Below are 17,644 nucleotides of genomic sequence, written 5' to 3' on the forward strand. Positions count from 1 at the left end.
AACCCAACATGACTGCGCCAGCACCGCCTTCTTGCGATCTTGCCAACCGCGGCGACGTCGAATCGTTGTTGCGCCGCTTCTACGGCGCAGCATTTCGCGACGACCTTCTCGCCCAGCCGTTCGCGGAGTTGTCCGCGCGCGGCCTCGACGACCACCTGCCAATCATGTGTGACTTCTGGGAGACAGTGTTGTTCCGGGCTGGACTGTATCGGCGCAATACGCTGCAGGCGCACCGGCACTACGACCATTGACCACATGTATCGCGGCCCGGTCGCCGACCACGCCAAGATTCAAGCCGCCCGAATCGCCATGGCGATGCACCGTCGCCTCAGCGGCGTCCGAGAGCTCGGTCAAGCAAACGCGTGAGGACACCGAAGACCGCGAATGAAGTGGCGGTGTCTCGCGGTTGCCTCGAAATCATGCCGCGTGCGATCAATTCGACGGTCGCGGCGACTCCGCATGTCTGAGACAGCAGCAGTGCGATCAGCACGAGAATCTGAACGGCTGCGGCTTGCGCGGCTGATCCGGTGCTGAGCAGCACGCCAACGAAGGCTCCCGGAAGCGTGACGAGGCCGACTGTTCTCGTCGAATCGAGATTGGGCAGCAGTGCGTTGCTAGCAGTCTGCCCAATGATTTCCATCCGCGAGTCCCGCTCGCTCATGCCAAGGCTAAGAGCCGCCTCCACTTCTCCGATCCGCAGTCTCAGCGCATCCAAAGCCAAGCGCGCCGAAACTGATACGGCAGTCATGGTGTTGCCAAGCACGATTGCGACGATGGGCACGACCGCTACGCCCGTCAGCGGAACGACGCCGGAAAGCAACAACAACGGCAACACCGCGACCATCCCGAGCGCGAGAGAAACCATCAGCAACGGGGAGCCGCGTCTTGCCTGGCTGCGCTGGGCGGCGGTCATACTGGCGACCACGAACATCACCGCCAAAACGGGGACCGAGGACCACAACCGGGTGAGTGCGGCGGCAAGCACGGTCGCGATGGCAGTCAATTGGACCGCCGCGCGAATGGCTGCCCACGGAACAGTCCACGGCGATCCGAGCGCAGTCAACCAGTAGATCAGCGCACCAGCGACGACCATGAAGACGCATACGACGATCAGCGCGGGATTGAGTACTGGCTGCGAGGAGAGCATGCGTTTCAGTGTCCACTTGCAGCCTGGCCGTAATCGCTTCAGTGACAGTTCAGTTCGGCGTAGTTCCCAGACAGAGCAGCCGCTGGCGCGGGCACGGCCACCTCAACGTGGCACACAGACACCGACATACCGTTGTCGCGGCTGGTGTCATGAACGAAAACACGCGCATGGTGGAAAGAACCTCGGATGCGGCGCTGGCGGTGTGGCTAATGATGTGGAACGCCGACAGTGCGATCGCGCCTCGGATCTGCAGTGAGGATTTTCGGATTCATTTCCTGGTCTCCGAGTCGGACGGGTCGAACCCGTTCGATGATGTGCTGGGCGGGGACAGTTTCGCTCGGTTCTTGGATCGGTGGCGCGAGAGGCATCCGGGTGTGGTATTCGACCGGATTTGCCCAGTTAAGGGCCGTGCATGGCTCGTATGGTCATACGGATAGACGTCCGCGCCAGTCTGCGGCCCGGGTGGGTGCGGTGGTCGATCCCACCCGCCTGTATGTGTGTGATTAGTTGGCCAAGATGCGCTGCCTGTACAGCAGGCTGGCATTGAAATAGGTCAGGTAGGCAAGTGTGGCGGCCATGGCGGCTCGACGCGTACGAGAACTGAGCAACGCAAAGCCCAGTCCTGCTTCGATGCTGCCGTTGATAAGCACGTGGGCGCGAATGCGATCGTTGAAGGCCATCCGATTTACCGATTCGAACGCACTCGGGCGCAGAAGGTGCGCGATACCGGACGCCATGAGGGCTAGACCCCCGAATACGGCCCATCTGTCGGATCGTGCAAATCCAGACTTCATGGCGTCGACCTCTCGTGCAGAACAACGGGGAGGTGTGTCGGGCCGCGTAGTGAACTGTTGGTGGACCATGTTGTGGGCCCGGTGCTTTCGATTCGTGACACGCGGTCGATTAGTTGACGGAGTACGGCTTGTGCCTCCATGCGTGCCAGTGGTGCTCCGAGGCATAGATGTGGGCCGTAGCCAAAGCCGACGTGGGAGCGCGGGTTGCGGTCCGCGCGGAAGGTGTTGGGGTCGTCGAAGGCCCGTGGATCGCGGTTGGCCGCGCCGAATGACATCAACACACGCGATCCCGTTGGGATGGTGACGTCGCCTACTTGATAGTCGGCGCGGGTGTAGCGGTAGAGGTTTTGAATGGGGCTGGTGTAGCGGACGTGTTCTTCGATGGCCTGCGGGATGAGGTCGGGGTTGGCGCGGATCATGTCGTATTGATCGGGGTAGCGGGCGTAGGTGTGCAGCATCCCGCCAAGAAGGTTGGTCGTTGTCTCATTACCGGCGATCAGAAGCAGGATGGCGATGTAGAACAACTGGTTGTCGGTGAGCGCTCCGTCGGTGTTGTGCTCCAACAGGCGTCCGAGGACGGTGTCCGATCCCTTGAGGTGCCCATCTGCGAGGTGCTTCAAGAAGTAGCGGCGCAGCGCTACAGCGGCCCGCATGGATCGCACTGTACTCACGACCCCACTCACCGTGGGGGTGAAGTTGATCAGTTGGGTGCTGTCGTCCGACCAACGGCGGAAGTCGGCGATGTCGCTCTCGGGGACGCCTAGGATGGCGGCGATCACGCGGAGCGGCATCGGCATCGTCAGCATCTGTACGGCATCACAGTTGCCGTCAGCGATCATGGCGTCGACGAGTTCGGCGGCGAGCTTGTCGATGATGGTGCGCCAACTGTCCAGGGCGCCTTTTGTGAACGCCGGTTGGACCTGTTTACGGAGGCGGCTGTGCTGCTCGCCATCGGTGACCACGACCAGATCGGCGACCATCCGTACTCGGGTCACCCCATGGCTGCTGGTGACTCGGTCTGTGTCGCGTAGGGCTGCGCGGACATCGTCGAGCCTGTGCAGAATCCATGTGGCGCGCCGGGGGCTGTAGTGGACACGTCCGCTGCGGTGCAAAGCGTCGTAAGCAGCGTGGGGTTGTGCGGCGACGGCCGGGTCCAACGGGTCGTAGTCGGTATTGACCGCGCCCGTCCAGCCGCTGTAGCCACGTCTGTACGTGCGGACCGCTGCAGAGACGTTCAATCGCCCCGCCGCAACGAGGGGCGAGAACATCGAGCCCGCCCCGTCAGCGGCCGTTCCGAGCTTCAAGATTCAGCACACCCTTTCGACAGCACTTCCCCTCAGCGTCATTACCTGCCGACCGGGTGGTCAATGGTTGTGATCAAAGTTGAAAGGCTTATTACCTTGCCGGCTACCACTTCTGTCGTCGCGAATTGCACAGAGCTGCGAACATTGATGTGACAGATCAACGAATATGTCTCATCGTGAGAGAACGGATTTGTTGTCTGTCGGCGCCTCAGCGGGAAGGCTGGTAGCCGTGGGACGGAGAGACTGGGTCCTCGGAGCGGACCGTAGCGCGGAGGCGCGTGACCGGATTATGTCGACAGCATCAGAGTTCGTCTCGCGCAATGGTTTTGAAGCGTTCACCATCAATGCGCTTGCCGCGGAGTTGAATTGCGCGCCCGCAACGATCTATCGCCATGCCGGAGGGAAGGCGGAGATCCTCGAACGTCTTATCTTTGCGTTTTCCCAGCGGATAATCGGATCGATACGGCAAGCCGTAGCTGGGATGGAGGGAACTGAGCGGATTGCAACGGCCATCGTCGTGGCGCTGGACTCCATGCGCGCTGAACCACTGGGGAAGCTCATGATGGGCGACATTCGCCCTGACGACGACACCGGGACTGTGACCGCATCACCCTTCGTGGTCAAAATGGCCGAAGAAATGATCGGGCACAGCGACCCACTGGCCGCGCAGTGGCTTATCCGCGTCACCTTTGCCTTGTGGTACTGGCCCGTCAAGGACAAACACACCGAGCGTGAATTGGTGAAGCGGTTCGCCGCGCCATCGGTGACCCTGGGACTTCGCTGATTGACTGCGCTCTAGCTCCGAGAGCTCGGTACACGGCGTCGGTGACGCCTCGACATCTATGCCGACCTATTCAACGGCGCGCTTCAAGTTGCCGCGCGCGGCTTCGAAGACTTAGCGTGGGCCGGGCACGCTGACCTGCTGAAATGTTGTGGAGCTAAGGGGAATCGAACCCCTGACCTACTCGATGCGAACGAGTCGCGCTACCAACTGCGCCATAGCCCCTGATACCGGTAGCACAGGTTACCAGCCGCGTGGTCAGCACCGAAAATCTATTGGCCTGCCGCCCGCGGAAGGTCGAAGTCGCGGGCGAACGGCGCGTAGTCCAGGTGCTCGAAGATGGGGTCCTCGTCGTCGATCTCGAGCACCACCGAACCGGGCCTGCGCAACCGCGACGGCACCACGTCGAACTCGCGGTCGTCGGTGTTCTCCACGCCAAGCCGGGACCGCGCGATCCGCTGGGCACGCCTGCGCCGCAGCCGCTCCTCGATGCGGGTCTGACGACGCAGATACGCCAGGTAGAGGATCGTGATGGCGCTGAGCGACCCGCACGCGTACCACGCGACGGGCGTCAACGCGATCGCCGCCGCGGCGGCCACGATGATCGCCAGCGTCAGCGCCGTCAGCATCCGCTTGCGGAACTTGTACTTGCGGGCGTCGATGCTGGCCGCTCTCGCCTCCGAGCGCCGCCTGCGCGCGGCACTGATCGACTCGGCGATCTGCAGATCGGTCTCCGACGGGGCTTCCAGGCCCGAGGAATCGTCGACGTATTCGTACTCGTCCGCAGTGCCGTCGGACTCCGGCTCGTACTCGGCGGCCGGCACCTCGGCTTCGAGTTCCTCGGCTTCCGGTTCCTCGGCGAATTCGAGCGGCAACTCGTCCGCCTGCTCGGGCGCGGTGGCAGCCTCGACGACCTCGTTCGCCGACTCCCCCACCGGCAGCGCACCGGAGTCCTCGTCGACGATGTCCACGTCGAGATAGTCTGGCTCGCTGTCGATCTCGGATTCGACGACCGCCGCGCGCACCACTGCGCGTTCCTTCGACTCCTCGTGCATCTCGTCGTCGAGGTCGTCGTCGTCCTCGGAGGGTTGCCAGTCCGGATCGCTGTTGTGTCCGGCCGCCGGCCTGCCACGCCGCAGCAGCCTCGCTCCGCGACTGGTGTTGAGCACCCGCGTCGCCAACGCCACATCGCTGGTGCGGCGCACGGCGTCGCGCTTGCTGATCAACATCGGAACCAGCACGAAGAGCCAGAGCACGACGAGAGAGATCCAAAGAAGGGATTGGGGGATGCTTGGCATGTCGCCTGCTCCTTTCCCCTACAGGCTAGGTCCGTGACCAGCGCATCCGGGGACGGCGCGCCGAGTCAATTACACACCTGTAATTCACAGCTGACAAGCACCACCAGCAACAAATGTCACATCAGTAACAGCGGGCACCGCTTCGCTGCCCTCCGATCATGCCCAGGTCGCATGACCCTCGCGCACCAACGCCGACGCCGCCGACCCGTTGAGTTCCTCGATGGTGACGGCCACCAGCAAGTGGTCGCGCCACGCGCCGTCGACTTCGAGGTAGCGTCGCAGCAGCCCCTCCTCGCGGAAACCCACCTTTGCCAGCACCGCCCGGCTGGCCGCGTTCTCGGGGCGCACCGTCGCCTCGACGCGGTGCAGCATGACTGGACCGAAGCAGTGGTCCAGACCCAACGCCAGCGCGGCAGTCGCGACCCCGCGTCCGGTCACCGAACTGGCCACCCAGTAACCGATCCACGCCGACCGCAGCGCACCGTGCGTCACGTTGCCGATCGTCAGCTGACCGGCGAACTCACCGTCCACCTCGATGACATACGGCAGCATCCGGCCCTTGCGGGCTTCCGAGCGCAACCCGGAACACACCGACGGCCACGACGAAACCGCATGTCGCACATCCCAATTCACATCGGTTACCGGCTCCCACGGCTCCAAGTGTGCCCGATCGGCCAGCCTGATCCGGCTCCACTTCGCCGCGTCGCGCAGCCGCACCGGTCGCAGCCGCACCAGCCCGCCCGGCACCCGCAGCGGACCGACGGGCATCGGCCACCCCGGATGTAGTGAGCTCGAACGCCAAAGGTTCATGACGGACCGCCGGTGTCGATTCAGCCGCGCTGAGCCAGAAAAGCGACGTCGACGATCTCGCCGGTGCGGATCTGCTCGGCCTCGCTGGGAACTACCACCAGACAGTTTGCTTCGGCCAGCGTCGCCAGCAGATGCGACGCCCCCGGCGCGCCGCCAAGGGCCTGCACCAGGTACTCGCCGGTGTCCTGGTCGCGCATCAACTGGCCGCGCAGATATCCCTTGCGGCCCGCCACCGAACTGATCGGCGACAGCGTGCGGGCCTGCACGACCCGCCGCATCGGCTGACGCTTGCCCAGCGACAGCCGGATCAGCGGCCGCACCATGATCTCGAACACCACCAACGCGCTGACCGGGTTGGCGGGCAACAGGAACACCGGCACCCCGTCGGGCCCGAGTTGTCCGAACCCCTGCACCGAGCCAGGGTGCATGGCGATGCGCGTGACTTCCATCTCGCCGAGTTGCGCCAGCACCGAGCGCACGTCTTCTGCGGCGGCGCCGCCCACCGCGCCCGCGATCACCACGACCTCGGCCCGATTTACTTGGCCCTCAACGACTTCCCGCAATTCCTTCGGGTCGGTGTCGACGATGCCGACGCGGGTCACCTCGGCGCCCGCGTCGCGGCCCGCCGCGGCCAACGCGTAGGAATTGACGTCGTAGACCTGCCCGTTGCCGGGTGTCCGCGAGATGTCGACCAGCTCACCGCCGACGCACATCACCGACAGCCTGGGCCGCGGATGCACCAGCACCCGTTCGCGGCCAACCGCCGCCAGCAGGCCCACCTGGGCCGGCCCGATGATCGTGCCCGCCCGCACCGCGACGTCGCCGGGCTGGACATCGTCGCCGGTGCGTCGGACGTAGGCGCCGGAGCGCACGCCCCGCAGCACGGTGACCCGCGACTCGCCGCCGTCGGTCCAGCGCAGCGGCAGCACCGCGTCGGCCAGCGTCGGCATCGGCGCGCCGGTTTGCACGCGTGCGGCCTGCCGCGGCTGCAGCCTGCTCGGCGTCCGTGCACCGGCTTCGATCGAGCCCATCACCGGCAGGCTCACCTCGCGGTTGACGTCCTCGCCGTCCTCGTCACCGTCGGAGCCGCCGCCGACGCCGAGCACGTCCACGCTGCGCACCGCGTACCCGTCGATGGCCGCCTGGTCGAATCCCGGCAGCGGGCGCTCGGTGACCACTTCCTCGGCGCACATCAAGCCCTGGGCCTCGGCGATGGCCACCCGAACCGGGCGTGGCGCCACCGCGGCGGCCGCCACCCGGGCCTGCTGCTCCTCCACCGAACGCACTGCGCGCCTTTCTGCCGTCAGGGGCCCGTCGTAGCGTCTAGCAGTCGATCAGCCCCAGTCGCTCCACCAACCACCGCCGCAGTTCGGGACCGTAGTCGTCGCGCTTCAACGCAAAGTCAACCGCAGCCTTGAGATAGCCGCCAGGATTTCCAAGGTCGTGTCGAGACCCGCGGTGCACCACCACGTGCACCGGATGGCCTTCTCCGATCAACAGCTCGACGGCGTCGGTCAGCTGGATCTCGCCGCCCGCGCCCCGCGGCACGCGTCGCAACGCATCGAAGATCGCGCGGTCGAGCACGTACCGTCCCGCCGCGGCGTACAGCGACGGCGCGTCTTCGGCTTTGGGTTTCTCGACCATTCCCTTGACGCGCAACACGTTCGGATTGTTCGTATCGGGCACAGGCTCGACGTCGAAGACGCCGTATGCGCTGATGTCGTCGGGCGCCACTTCGATCGCGCACAGCACCGAGCCGCCGCGTTTGGCGCGCACCTTCGACATGGTCTCCAGCACACCGGTCGGCAACACGAGGTCGTCGGGCAGCAGCACCGCGATCGCGTCCTCATCGTCGGACAGGCTCTGCTCCACGCAGCCGACGGCGTGGCCGAGGCCGAGCGGTTCGGCCTGCACCACCGACTCGACCTTGATCAGCGCCGGTGCGCGACGCACCTTTTCGAGCATCGACTTCTTGCCGCGGGCCTCCAGCGTGCCCTCGAGGACGAGGTCTTCGACGAAGTGCGCGACGACGCCGTCCTTGCCCTCTGAGGTGACGATGATCAGCCGCTCCGCACCGGCCTCCGCGGCCTCGGCGGCCACCAGTTCGATGCCGGGTGTGTCGACGACGGGCAGCAGTTCCTTCGGCACGGTCTTGGTCGCGGGCAGGAATCGCGTCCCAAGACCCGCAGCCGGAACGACTGCGGTGTACGGGATCGGTACCTCAGGCCGTGTCATCGTTCACACCCTAACGCCCTCGTCGTGGATGGGCCGGGAAGCCTTCCGGGTAGATCTGTTTTGCGGTGGCTGCGAGAAGGCTGCCATGGTTGTCTGCGTGGCGGGCCCCACCAAATCCGAACTGCGTTCCGAGATCCTGAAGGCGCGCCGAGCCGTGGCGCCGGACCTGCACAACGCCGAGGCGGACGCGCTGTGTGCGCATATGCGCTCATTCATCACCCCTTCCATCACCGTCTGCGCATATGTTCCTGTCGGGTCCGAACCCGGTTCGGTGGACATGCTCGATTCGCTGCTGCGACACCAGGTCCGGGTGTTGCTGCCGGTCGCCCGGCACGACGCCGCGGGAGTGCCGGTGCCGCTTCAGTGGGGCGAATACCGGCCAGGCGCGCTGGTGGCTGCGCAATTCGGTCTGCAGGAGCCGGCCGAACCGTGGCTGGACGCCGACGCGATCGGGGCCGCCACGGTGGTGCTGGTTCCGGCGCTGGCCGTCGACCGCAGCGGGGTCCGGTTGGGCCGCGGCGCCGGGTTCTACGACCGGTCGCTGCCGCTGGCCGCGGCGGCGGCGCGGTTGGTGGCCGTTGTCCGTGACGGCGAACTCGTCGACCGGTTGCCCGCCGAACCGCACGACGTCCGGATGACGCACGCGCTGACGCCGCACGGCGGCCTGGCCCCACTCGGCTGACGAGTTCGCGCACGGAATGATCCAGCCCACGTAGCGGTTCTAGCACTTGAGCCGGTAGAGTGCTAAGAAGTTTGACCACCTCGGAGGTTTCTGTGCCCACCTATTCCTATGCGTGTACAGAGTGCGGCGATCGGTTCGACGCGGTGCAAGCGTTCAGCGACAGCGCGCTGACCACTTGTGCCAAGTGCAACGGCCGGCTCCGCAAGCTGTTCGGCAACGTGGGCGTGGTGTTCAAGGGCAGCGGCTTCTATCGCACCGACAGCCGAGAATCGGGTAAGAAAACATCCTCCGGCTCGTCCAACGGCTCGTCGTCCGAGTCCACCAGCTCTTCGTCGTCGTCGGATAAGTCCGGTTCGTCCTCCAACGGTTCGAGCTCCACCAGCACCAGCGCCGCACCCGCCGCGGCGGCGTCGAGCTAGCCGAAGTTATCCACAGGCGGGCCGCTTGGCCGCGCTGTCACTGCGTTGCGCCGCCTAGCGTTGCGGCATGGGGGACTCACTCAATCCGTCTATGCTGAGTCGGCTGCTCGCCGCCCGCCCCGACTGGTCGCGCACGCTCGCCGCTCGCAGGATGGCCGCAGGCGCCCTCGTCGTGCTCGCCGCCGTCGTCGCGGTCCGCTCGAACCCCCAGGGCGAACGCACCGACGTCGTGGTCGCGGCGCGCGACCTCGCATCGGGCGTCGCGCTGACCGCCGATGACGTCAGGATGGAAAATCGTTCTGCCGCAACGGTTCCCGACGGTGCGCGAGCGGACGTCGGCGCGGTGCTCGGCGCCACGCTTGCCGGGCCCGCCCGCCGCGGGGAAGTGCTGACCGATGTCCGGGTGCTGGGCCCGCGGTTGGCGGGAGCGGTCGCGGGCCCGGACGCACGCATCGTGCCACTGCCACTGGCTGACAGCGCGGTCCTCGATCTGGTCCGCCCCGGCGATGTGGTGGATGTGCTCGCGGCGGGTTCAGACGCCGACAGCCAGACGCAGTTGGTGGCGACGGACGCCGTCGTGGTCGTGGTGTCGGAAAAACCGAAAGGCGCGGCCGCCGGTGGTGACCGCGTGGTGTTGGTGGCGCTGCCCGGTCACGCCGCCAACAAGGTGGCCGCGGCGACACTTCTGCAGACGGTGACGCTGACCTTTCACTGATGCGGTGCGGGCACCGGCGTGGTCGTCGGCGCCGCGGCGGCGCCGTGCTCGATCGCGTCCATCACCATGTCGGCCAACTCGTCAGACGTCGAGGTGGTCGCGGGCCCCGGGGCAGGCGAGGGCGTGGGTTCGGCACTGGCCGTGCCGATCCCGAACGTCGAAATCCCGACCGCTACAGCCATCAGCACCCACCGCACCCCGCGAAGCTAGCACCAGAGTGCGTCCGCCGCAGGTCCAACGCGACTAACGTCTGCCACTACCAGGTGTCAAGGAATGCAGGGAGGATTCGAGCGCATGTTGAAGGGGTTCAAGGAGTTTCTGTCCAGGGGCAACATCGTCGACCTGTCCGTCGCGGTGGTGATCGGTACCGCGTTCACCGCGCTGGTCACGAAGTTCACCGACAGCATCATCCAACCGTTGATCAACCGGATCGGTGCAGGCGGCGACGCCGACTACGGCATCCTGCGGATCAACATCGGCGGCGGGCAGACGATTGATCTCAACGTCCTGCTGTCGGCGGCCATCAACTTCATCCTCGTCGCCGCGGTCGTCTACTTCCTGGTCGTCTTGCCCTACAACAGGCTGCGCAAGAAGGGCGAGGTCGAGCAGGCTCAGGACACCGAACTCAGCCTGCTCACCGAAATCCGCAACATTCTCGCCGAGACGAACGGGCAGTCAGGCAAGCATGTCAGCGGCCCGGGAACCGGCCCGAGCCCTGACACCGCGAAGACAACCAGCGCCGACATGAACTGAACGGGGCCCTGATTCGATTGCCAGCGGCGCAGGCGCCGCTTGATCGTCGTCCGGCTTGGTTAGTTCATGTTCCAGGGCTCGCCGTAGGTGGTGACGCTGTCACCGGCCTTGGAGATCAACCGAGCGAACGGACGCAGCAACACACCACCGGCAGCTCCGGTCACAGTGCCGTGCGCGTTGGAGACCGCCACCTTGCCATGCGGACCCGCCACGTCCACCGAGAACGTCGCAACCTCCTGGATACCCGGACCGTTGCCCAGGTCCGCCGAGATCGACACACCCGGGAACAGGTTCGGAGTAATCACCGAACCCAACGGGTTGAACACCGGGAACAACGACGCGTCGTCGAGCAGGATGTTCGGCGTGGTGTAGCTGAAGTTGATACCCACACCCAGCGACCACGGGAAACCAATCTGGTAACCCAACTCCAAGGTGCCCTCGAACTGATCAGCACCCGGGCCGGCCACGTTGTACACCGCACTCCCGGAGTGGAACCACTCACGAGTCAGCCGGTTGCGGTCCAAGGGGAACACACCATTGAGGAAGGTGTCCCACTGCTGGATCGTCAGCGTCCGATCCTGGCCATCAACCAGGCTCATTTCATTGTCCAGACCTGCGTGAGAGGTGCCCGTACTCACGAACAAAGCGGCCAGCGCCGCCACCATCGCGACGAACACCCGACTGATTGCCTTCATGTACTCCCCATCTGTCCAGGCCTGGCCATTACAACGGGTGATCGCATGCCGTGATGCAACCGTTACAGATGTTGTAGCTGACTTCTCTCGTTACTGTGGTGAAACGACGAAACAGCCCCCGGCGAAATCGCCGGGGGCTGCCTGGTCTACGCCCTGAGCTGGGAGTTAGTTCATGTTCCAGGGCTCGCCGTAGGTGGTGACGCTGTCACCGGCCTTGGAGATCAACCGAGCGAACGGACGCAGCAACACACCACCGGCAGCACCGGTCACAGTGCCGTGCGCGTTGGAGACCGCCACCTTGCCGTGCGGACCCGACACGTCCACCGAGAACGTCGCAACCTCCTGGATACCCGGACCGTTGCCCAGGTCCGCCGAGATCGACACACCCGGGAACAGGTTCGGAGTAATCACCGAACCCAACGGGTTGAACACCGGGAACAGCGACGCGTCGTCGAGCAGGATGTTCGGCGTGGTGTAGCTGAAGTTGATACCCACACCCAGCGACCACGGGAAACCAATCTGGTAACCCAACTCCAAGGTGCCCTCGAACTCATCAGCACCCGGGCCGGCCACGTTGTACACCGCACTCCCGGAGTGGAACCACTCACGAGTCAGCCGGTTGCGGTCCAAGGGGAACACACCATTGAGGAAGGTGTCCCACTGCTGGATCGTCAGCGTCCGATCCTGGCCATCAACCAGGCTCAGCTCGTTGTCCAGACCTGCGTGAGAGGTGCCCGTACTCACGAACAAAGCGGCCAGCGCCGCCACCATCGCGACCAGCACCCGACTGATTGCCTTCATGTTCTCCCTAGCTATGTCGACGCCGGACCGGCAAGTCCGCCGTGTTGTTGTACGTGAGTGGCCCCAACCGCTAAACCACACACGACGCGCGAGTGGCATGTGACGCAAATGAGAGACCTCACATGCTGCTCTTACGTTTCGCTCATCGTTGACACGAGGAACATAACGGGGAGGCATCTCCCCGGCAACGCGTGGGCGACATGAACGCGGAACTCGCCAGTCGCCGATGGGGATTTGCTGTCGCTCCACTGAGGGGTTCCGATGACCGCCGGGAGGCCCGTCGCGCCGCGGTGGCGAGAAAACACGGTCGCAATCGCTGCGCACATTCGCATAAGCATGCGAGGGCAGCCGACCACCTGGCATTTTCCGCGCTTAAAGGGAAATCACAGGTCAATCATGGTGAGGCGGAATGTTGTCCCGCAACCACTGGTCGTGCTCGGCGGCCTCGTCCGGCGAAAAAGTGTTCGCCTCGTCAACGGGTAACTCGCGCAACGGATCCCCGAAGATCTTGTTAACTGCATCTCGGGTCCGCTTTGACTGGTCGGTCACAACGCCATTCCTGTGTGACGAAGATCACATTCCTGCATGGAAGGCTTTTCACACACTTGTAACCGCCGGTACGGCGTTGAAATTTGCAGCAGCCATCCCACCACCGATCGCGACGCCGAACCAGCGTCGCGGCAGCGGACCCGCAGCGAGACCAATCTGCTTAGATCTCCAAGCTGGATAGCTGGCCGATGATTTGAACGGCCAACGGATTGAGCGTCGCCATGCCGTCGCGAACGGCGGCGCGAGAGCCCGCGAGATTAACCACCAGGGTGCTGCCGGAGATCCCGGCGAGCCCACGCGATACGCCCGCATCGACGATGCCGGCCGACAGGCCCGACGCCCGCAGCGCCTCGGAGATGCCGAGCAGTTCGCGATCCAACAGATCACGAGTCGCTTCAGGAGTGACGTCACGCGGGGTGACACCCGTGCCGCCCACCGACACCACGAGGTCCACTCCCCCGATGACGGCGGTGTTGAGCGCGTTGCGGATCTCCACCTCGTCGGACGAGACCACCACCACGCCGTCGACTACGAAGCCCGCCTCACCGAGCAGCTCGGTCACCAACGGTCCGCTGTGGTCTTCCTCGCCATGAGCGGTGCGGTCATCGACGACGACAACCAACGCCCGGCCCACCAACTCCCCTGGCTGTTCCATGAGTGCAACCGTATATGCCGGAAGGGACAGCGGCGCGGCCACTCTGAGAGTGGGCGATCCCGTCGGCCCCACCACGATGCTCACTGCTGCGCCTTACCAAGAGTGACCTGGACAGTCTGCGGCTTACCCGAGGCATCCAGGTAGGTCAGCGTGACCTTGTCGCCGGGCGCCTTCGATCGCACGGCCGCCACCAGAGCGTCGGCGCTGCCGATCACCCGGTCGTCCACCTTGGTCACTACGACACCGCTGGGCAGGCCTGCGGCGGCCGCCGCGCCGCCGTTGGTGACCTCGACGATCTTGGCGCCGTCGACGGCCGAGTCGTTGCCGACCTGGACGCCCAGTGAGGCATGCGATGCGGTGCCGTTCTGGATCAGCTCGTCGGCGATCCGCTTGGCCTGGTCCACCGGGATCGCGAAGCCGAGCCCGATCGATCCGCTCTGCCCGCCCTGGTTGCCCGCGTCGGCGCCCAGGGTGGCGATGGCGGAGTTCACGCCGATGAGCTCGCCGTTCATGTTGACCAGCGCGCCGCCCGAGTTACCCGGGTTGATCGCGGCGTCGGTCTGGATGGCGTCGAGCACGGTGTTCTGGTTCTGCGCGTCGCCGCCCGCGGCCACCGGCCGGTTCAGCGCGCTGATGATGCCTGTGGTGACGGTGCCTTCGAGACCGAGCGGGGAACCGACGGCAACCACATCCTGGCCGACCCGCAGATTTGCCGACGAACCGAGCGTGATCGGCGTCAGGTTCGACGCATCCTTGGCGCGCACGACCGCGATGTCACTGCTCGGATCGGTGCCGACCACCGTGAAAGTGGTGGTGCGGCCGTCGGCGAAGGTGATCTTTGTCTGTGCGGCCCCCGGGCCGCCGCCGGGACCGCCGAGACCAGGGGGCACCGGTGGTGCGCCGGGTCCGGTCTGGGCGGCGGCGACGACGTGGTTGTTGGTCAGGATCAGACCGTCGGAGGACAGGATGATGCCGGAGCCCTCTTCGGACTGCCTGCCGAGGTCGACTTCCAGCTTGACGACGCTGGGCACCACCTTGGCCGCCACCTGCTCGACGGAGCCCGCGGGCAGGCTGGCCGCGGGCACGCTCGGCGCAAGCCCGGTGACGCTCGAGCCCGCCGATGGCCGGTCCGGCTGTGCCAGCAGCGCGACACCGCCGCCGATGCCGGCGGAGACAATCGCGACGGCGATCGCTCCTGCAGTCAAAGCGCCTGCGCGCGAACGCTTTTGGGGTGCCTGCGGCATCGACATGCCGGAGGACTGCGGCGTGCCGCGGTACGGGTCGTAGGGGCTGCGGAACTGCTGCTGCGTCGCGTAGCGCCAGTCATACGGCTGCTGGGGCTGCTGATATGGACCGGGCCGGTGTGCACCGGGGTATCCGGGCGCCGCGTGCTGCTCATGGCCGCCCGCGCGGTGTCCCGGCTGTGGCGGAGGCGAGTACCTCGGGTGGTTCGTCATGTGGCTGCGGTGCTCTTCCTGAAGTAGGTTCCGACATCTTTAGCAACGACACATACAAGCTCAGGGTGCCCAGTTGGGCTGAGAATCCACTTAGAGAACTTTCGGGACATGCCCAGACTTCCCCCTGCTGCACAACGCGCGCCCATCAAGCATTCTCGGCGCCGACCACCGGTTGGTCGGCATCGATCGGGTGTGTCGCGGGAAGTGGCCGACCGGGCAGCACCACGTGGATGGACGTGCCGGGCGGTTGGCCACCGGGCACAGTGTCCTCGACCCGCAGCGAGCCACCGTGTTTGACGACAACCTGTTTCACGATCGCCAACCCGAGGCCCGAACCCGGCATCGCGCGCGCCGACGTCGAGCGGTAGAACCGCTCGAACACCAGCCGCCTCTCCTGCGGCGGTATGCCAGGCCCGAAGTCGGACACCACCAACTCGGCGTGCACCGGGTCGATTTGCGTGAGCCGGACCACGACCCGTCCACCGGGTGGGCTCCACTTCGCGGCGTTGTCGAGCAGGTTGAGCACGGCCCGCGCCAGACCGCCGCCGTCGCCGTACACCTGCCACCCGATGGCGGAGACGTCGAACTCGATGTCGTTGCGGCGCCGGCGAACTCGCTCCAGCGAACGGTCCACCACCTCGGACATGTCGACGGGCTCGTGGACGACCGCACCCGCCTCGTCGCGGGTCAGATCCACCAGATCGCCCACCAGCGTGGACAACTCCTCGATTTGCGCGATCACATCGGCGCGCAGGTCGGCCATCTCCTCATCGGGCAGCCGCGGCGCGCCTGGCGCCATCGACGCCATCAGCAGTTCGACGTTGGTGCGCAGCGACGTCAACGGGGTGCGCAGCTCGTGGCCCGCGTCGGTGACCAACCGGGCCTGCCGTTCGCGTGACTCGGCCAGCGCCCGCAGCATCATGTTGAAAGCCTCTGTGAGGCGGGCCAATTCGTCGCTGCCGAACACCGGGATGGGCCGCAGGTCGTCGGTCCTGGCCACCCGTTCAGCAGCCTCGGTCAACCTGGCCACCGGTCTGAGCCCGGCGCGGGCCACCGCCCCACCGGCCATCGCGGCCACCACCACGCCGAGGCCACCGACGATCAGCAGCACCGTGCCCAATCGCTTGAGCACCTGGCTGGTCGGCGCCAGGCTCTTGGAGATCAACAGCGAACTGCCGTTGGTCAAGTGCAGCGCCAACACCCGTTGGTGGTTGACCGTCCGCAGCGACATCAGCAATTCGCCTTGTACGACGTCTTTTTCCGGCTCGCCGAGCGGCAGCGTCTGGCCCTCCTGGTTGGCCGTGTAGATGGACCGGCCCGGATTGACCAGCATCGCGTTGACGTCCGAATACGCGGTGCCCTCGATGGCCTTGCCGGGGTCGGCGGCCAGTGAGCCGCTTTCGATCAGCAGCCGCGCCCGGCTGTGCAACTGGTTGTCGATGTCGTCGTAAAGCGCCCGCGACACCACCGCGTAGACCGCCACCGCCATCAGCACCACGACCATCGCCACCATCGACATCGCGAGCAGCATCACGCGCCAACGCAGCGACAACGAGCTGGCCGTGGCAACTGGCGGCCGCGACTTCACCCGCGGCCTGAACCCGAACTTCTGGGCTGACATCAGGGCGGTGTTTCACGCAACACGTAACCCACCCCGCGCACGGTGTGGATCAGTCGCGGCTCTCCTTCGGCTTCGGTCTTGCGGCGCAGGTACCCGACGTACACCTCGAGGGCATTGCCGGACGTCGGGAAGTCGAATCCCCAGACCTCCTCGAGGATGCGGCTACGGGTGAGCACCCGGCGCGGATTGGCGATCAGCATCTCCAGCAACGCGAATTCGGTGCGGGTCAGGCTGATCTGCCGATCGCCACGGGTGACTTCGCGCGTCACCGGGTCCAGCGACAGATCCGAGAACGTCAGCGCAGGCGACTCCGCGCCGTCGTCGGGCGTGGTCCTGCGCAGCAGCGCGCGCATCCGCGCCAACAGTTCCTCCAGCGCGAACGGCTTGGGCAGATAGTCGTCGGCGCCCGCGTCGAGGCCTGCGACGCGTTCGGAAACGGAGTCCCGAGCGGTCAGCACCAGGATCGGCAAGTCGTCGCCGGTGCTGCGAAGCTGACGGCACACCTCGAGCCCGTCCAGCCTCGGCATCATCACATCGAGCACGAGGGCGTCGGGCCGGTCGTTGGCGATCACGTCCAGGGCTTCGCGCCCGTCCTGGGCCAGCTCCACCGAATATCCGTTGAACGAAAGCGACCGGCGCAGAGATTCGCGCACAGCGCGATCATCGTCGACGACAAGTATGCGCACAGCCACAGTGTCTATCTATCACCTGAGACTGGCCTGAGAGGCGCGCCACGGCGCGCGCCCACAGTTAGCGGCGGTCGAGATCGATCAGGCCGAGGCGGGCGGCCTTGAGCAGGCGCCGAGGCACCTTGTGCTGCTGGCCAGCGACGGTCACGTTGACCAGTTCGGGACGCTTGGCTTTCCACTGCGCGCGCCGGCTACGGGTGTTCGCGCGCGACATCCTGCGCTTGGGCACAGCCATGATC

The 17,644-nt window shown here is 65.7% G+C and carries 21 protein-coding genes, 1 tRNA gene and 1 pseudogene; 6 read left to right on the forward strand and 17 right to left on the reverse strand.

Features of this window, described 5'->3' with window-relative positions:
- The first annotated feature begins 8 nt into the window (after positions 1-8).
- Positions 9-366, forward strand: a pseudogene (locus A5724_RS31825) (group III truncated hemoglobin).
- Here A5724_RS31825 and A5724_RS31830 read toward each other — a convergent pair.
- From A5724_RS31830 to A5724_RS31845, 3 genes are all read right to left on the reverse strand, one after another.
- Positions 329-1,147 carry an ABC transporter permease gene (locus tag A5724_RS31830; protein WP_082965387.1) on the reverse strand — a complete coding sequence of 273 codons (819 nt, stop codon included), beginning with the start codon at positions 1,145-1,147 and terminating at the stop codon, positions 329-331. The pseudogene A5724_RS31825 and the gene A5724_RS31830 overlap by 38 nt on opposite strands.
- A gap of 503 nt (positions 1,148-1,650) precedes the next feature.
- Complete coding sequence (locus tag A5724_RS34860; RefSeq protein ID WP_232005044.1) at positions 1,651-1,827, reverse strand: hypothetical protein; 177 nt, start codon at positions 1,825-1,827, stop codon at positions 1,651-1,653.
- 110 nt (positions 1,828-1,937) lie between these two features.
- Complete coding sequence (locus A5724_RS31845; RefSeq protein WP_067812057.1) at positions 1,938-3,209, reverse strand: cytochrome P450; 1,272 nt, start codon at positions 3,207-3,209, stop codon at positions 1,938-1,940.
- Between the two features lie 325 nt (positions 3,210-3,534).
- On the opposite strand from A5724_RS31845, the gene A5724_RS31850 reads away from it, so the two are divergent.
- Positions 3,535-4,029 carry a TetR/AcrR family transcriptional regulator gene (locus A5724_RS31850; protein WP_369830690.1) on the forward strand — a complete coding sequence of 165 codons (495 nt, stop codon included), beginning with the start codon at positions 3,535-3,537 and terminating at the stop codon, positions 4,027-4,029.
- Positions 4,030-4,178: 149 nt separating this feature from the next.
- Here A5724_RS31850 and A5724_RS31855 read toward each other — a convergent pair.
- The 5 genes from A5724_RS31855 to A5724_RS31875 form a co-directional block, all read right to left on the reverse strand.
- Positions 4,179-4,251, reverse strand: a tRNA-Ala gene (locus A5724_RS31855).
- Positions 4,252-4,298: 47 nt separating this feature from the next.
- Positions 4,299-5,324: a gephyrin-like molybdotransferase receptor GlpR gene (glpR, locus tag A5724_RS31860; RefSeq protein ID WP_067811963.1), complete on the reverse strand. Its 1,026-nt coding sequence runs from the start codon at positions 5,322-5,324 to the stop codon at positions 4,299-4,301.
- A 156-nt stretch (positions 5,325-5,480) separates the two neighbouring features.
- Positions 5,481-6,134 carry a GNAT family N-acetyltransferase gene (locus A5724_RS31865; protein WP_067811965.1) on the reverse strand — a complete coding sequence of 218 codons (654 nt, stop codon included), beginning with the start codon at positions 6,132-6,134 and terminating at the stop codon, positions 5,481-5,483.
- Positions 6,135-6,154: 20 nt separating this feature from the next.
- Positions 6,155-7,420, reverse strand: a complete 1,266-nt coding sequence (gene glp / locus A5724_RS31870; RefSeq protein ID WP_067811968.1) for a gephyrin-like molybdotransferase Glp — start codon at positions 7,418-7,420, stop codon at positions 6,155-6,157.
- 37 nt (positions 7,421-7,457) lie between these two features.
- The gene (locus tag A5724_RS31875) at positions 7,458-8,369 is read right to left on the reverse strand and encodes a UTP--glucose-1-phosphate uridylyltransferase (protein ID WP_067811969.1); all 912 of its coding nucleotides are present in this window, start codon (positions 8,367-8,369) and stop codon (positions 7,458-7,460) included.
- A gap of 85 nt (positions 8,370-8,454) precedes the next feature.
- On the opposite strand from A5724_RS31875, the gene A5724_RS31880 reads away from it, so the two are divergent.
- The 3 genes from A5724_RS31880 (at position 8,455) to A5724_RS31890 (ending at position 10,185) form a co-directional block, all read left to right on the forward strand.
- Positions 8,455-9,051 (forward strand): 5-formyltetrahydrofolate cyclo-ligase, encoded by a 597-nt coding sequence (locus tag A5724_RS31880; RefSeq protein WP_067811971.1) that lies wholly within the window; start codon positions 8,455-8,457, stop codon positions 9,049-9,051.
- A gap of 92 nt (positions 9,052-9,143) precedes the next feature.
- The gene (locus A5724_RS31885) at positions 9,144-9,470 is read left to right on the forward strand and encodes an FmdB family zinc ribbon protein (RefSeq protein WP_067811973.1); all 327 of its coding nucleotides are present in this window, start codon (positions 9,144-9,146) and stop codon (positions 9,468-9,470) included.
- A gap of 67 nt (positions 9,471-9,537) precedes the next feature.
- On the forward strand, positions 9,538-10,185 hold the full coding sequence (locus A5724_RS31890; protein ID WP_067811975.1) for an SAF domain-containing protein: 648 nt from the start codon (positions 9,538-9,540) through the stop codon (positions 10,183-10,185).
- On the opposite strand, the gene A5724_RS31895 is transcribed toward A5724_RS31890, so the two are convergent.
- Positions 10,179-10,367, reverse strand: a complete 189-nt coding sequence (locus tag A5724_RS31895; RefSeq protein ID WP_156752544.1) for a hypothetical protein — start codon at positions 10,365-10,367, stop codon at positions 10,179-10,181. The two genes, A5724_RS31890 and A5724_RS31895, sit on opposite strands and share 7 nt — an antisense overlap.
- 112 nt (positions 10,368-10,479) lie before the next feature.
- Between A5724_RS31895 and mscL the strand changes: the two genes are divergently transcribed.
- The gene (mscL, locus tag A5724_RS31900) at positions 10,480-10,938 is read left to right on the forward strand and encodes a large-conductance mechanosensitive channel protein MscL (protein ID WP_067811977.1); all 459 of its coding nucleotides are present in this window, start codon (positions 10,480-10,482) and stop codon (positions 10,936-10,938) included.
- 59 nt (positions 10,939-10,997) lie between these two features.
- Here mscL and A5724_RS31905 read toward each other — a convergent pair whose 3' ends face one another.
- The 8 genes from A5724_RS31905 to rpmF all read right to left on the reverse strand — a co-directional run bounded on the left by A5724_RS31905 (position 10,998) and on the right by rpmF (position 17,640).
- Positions 10,998-11,633, reverse strand: a complete 636-nt coding sequence (locus tag A5724_RS31905; protein ID WP_067811979.1) for an MspA family porin — start codon at positions 11,631-11,633, stop codon at positions 10,998-11,000.
- Positions 11,634-11,798: 165 nt separating this feature from the next.
- Complete coding sequence (locus A5724_RS31910) at positions 11,799-12,434, reverse strand: MspA family porin (protein ID WP_067811981.1); 636 nt, start codon at positions 12,432-12,434, stop codon at positions 11,799-11,801.
- A 390-nt stretch (positions 12,435-12,824) separates the two neighbouring features.
- Entirely contained in the window at positions 12,825-12,983 is a 159-nt protein-coding gene (locus A5724_RS34315; protein ID WP_197518870.1) for a hypothetical protein, read from the reverse strand.
- Between the two features lie 160 nt (positions 12,984-13,143).
- Complete coding sequence (locus A5724_RS31920; RefSeq protein ID WP_067811985.1) at positions 13,144-13,638, reverse strand: molybdenum cofactor biosynthesis protein B; 495 nt, start codon at positions 13,636-13,638, stop codon at positions 13,144-13,146.
- An 80-nt stretch (positions 13,639-13,718) separates the two neighbouring features.
- Positions 13,719-15,095, reverse strand: a complete 1,377-nt coding sequence (locus tag A5724_RS31925) for a S1C family serine protease (protein ID WP_067811987.1) — start codon at positions 15,093-15,095, stop codon at positions 13,719-13,721.
- A gap of 145 nt (positions 15,096-15,240) precedes the next feature.
- Positions 15,241-16,716, reverse strand: a complete 1,476-nt coding sequence (locus A5724_RS31930) for a HAMP domain-containing sensor histidine kinase (RefSeq protein WP_232005045.1) — start codon at positions 16,714-16,716, stop codon at positions 15,241-15,243.
- Positions 16,716-17,402: a response regulator transcription factor gene (locus A5724_RS31935; protein WP_067812061.1), complete on the reverse strand. Its 687-nt coding sequence runs from the start codon at positions 17,400-17,402 to the stop codon at positions 16,716-16,718. Before A5724_RS31935 ends, A5724_RS31930 begins: the two co-directional genes overlap by 1 nt.
- Positions 17,403-17,466: 64 nt before the next feature.
- On the reverse strand, positions 17,467-17,640 hold the full coding sequence (gene rpmF, locus A5724_RS31940; protein ID WP_067811989.1) for a 50S ribosomal protein L32: 174 nt from the start codon (positions 17,638-17,640) through the stop codon (positions 17,467-17,469).
- Positions 17,641-17,644: the final 4 nt, after the last annotated feature.

Origin of the sequence: Mycobacterium sp. ACS1612 (genome assembly GCF_001667505.1) — a bacterium.
Classification (GTDB): Bacteria; Actinomycetota; Actinomycetes; order Mycobacteriales; family Mycobacteriaceae; genus Mycobacterium.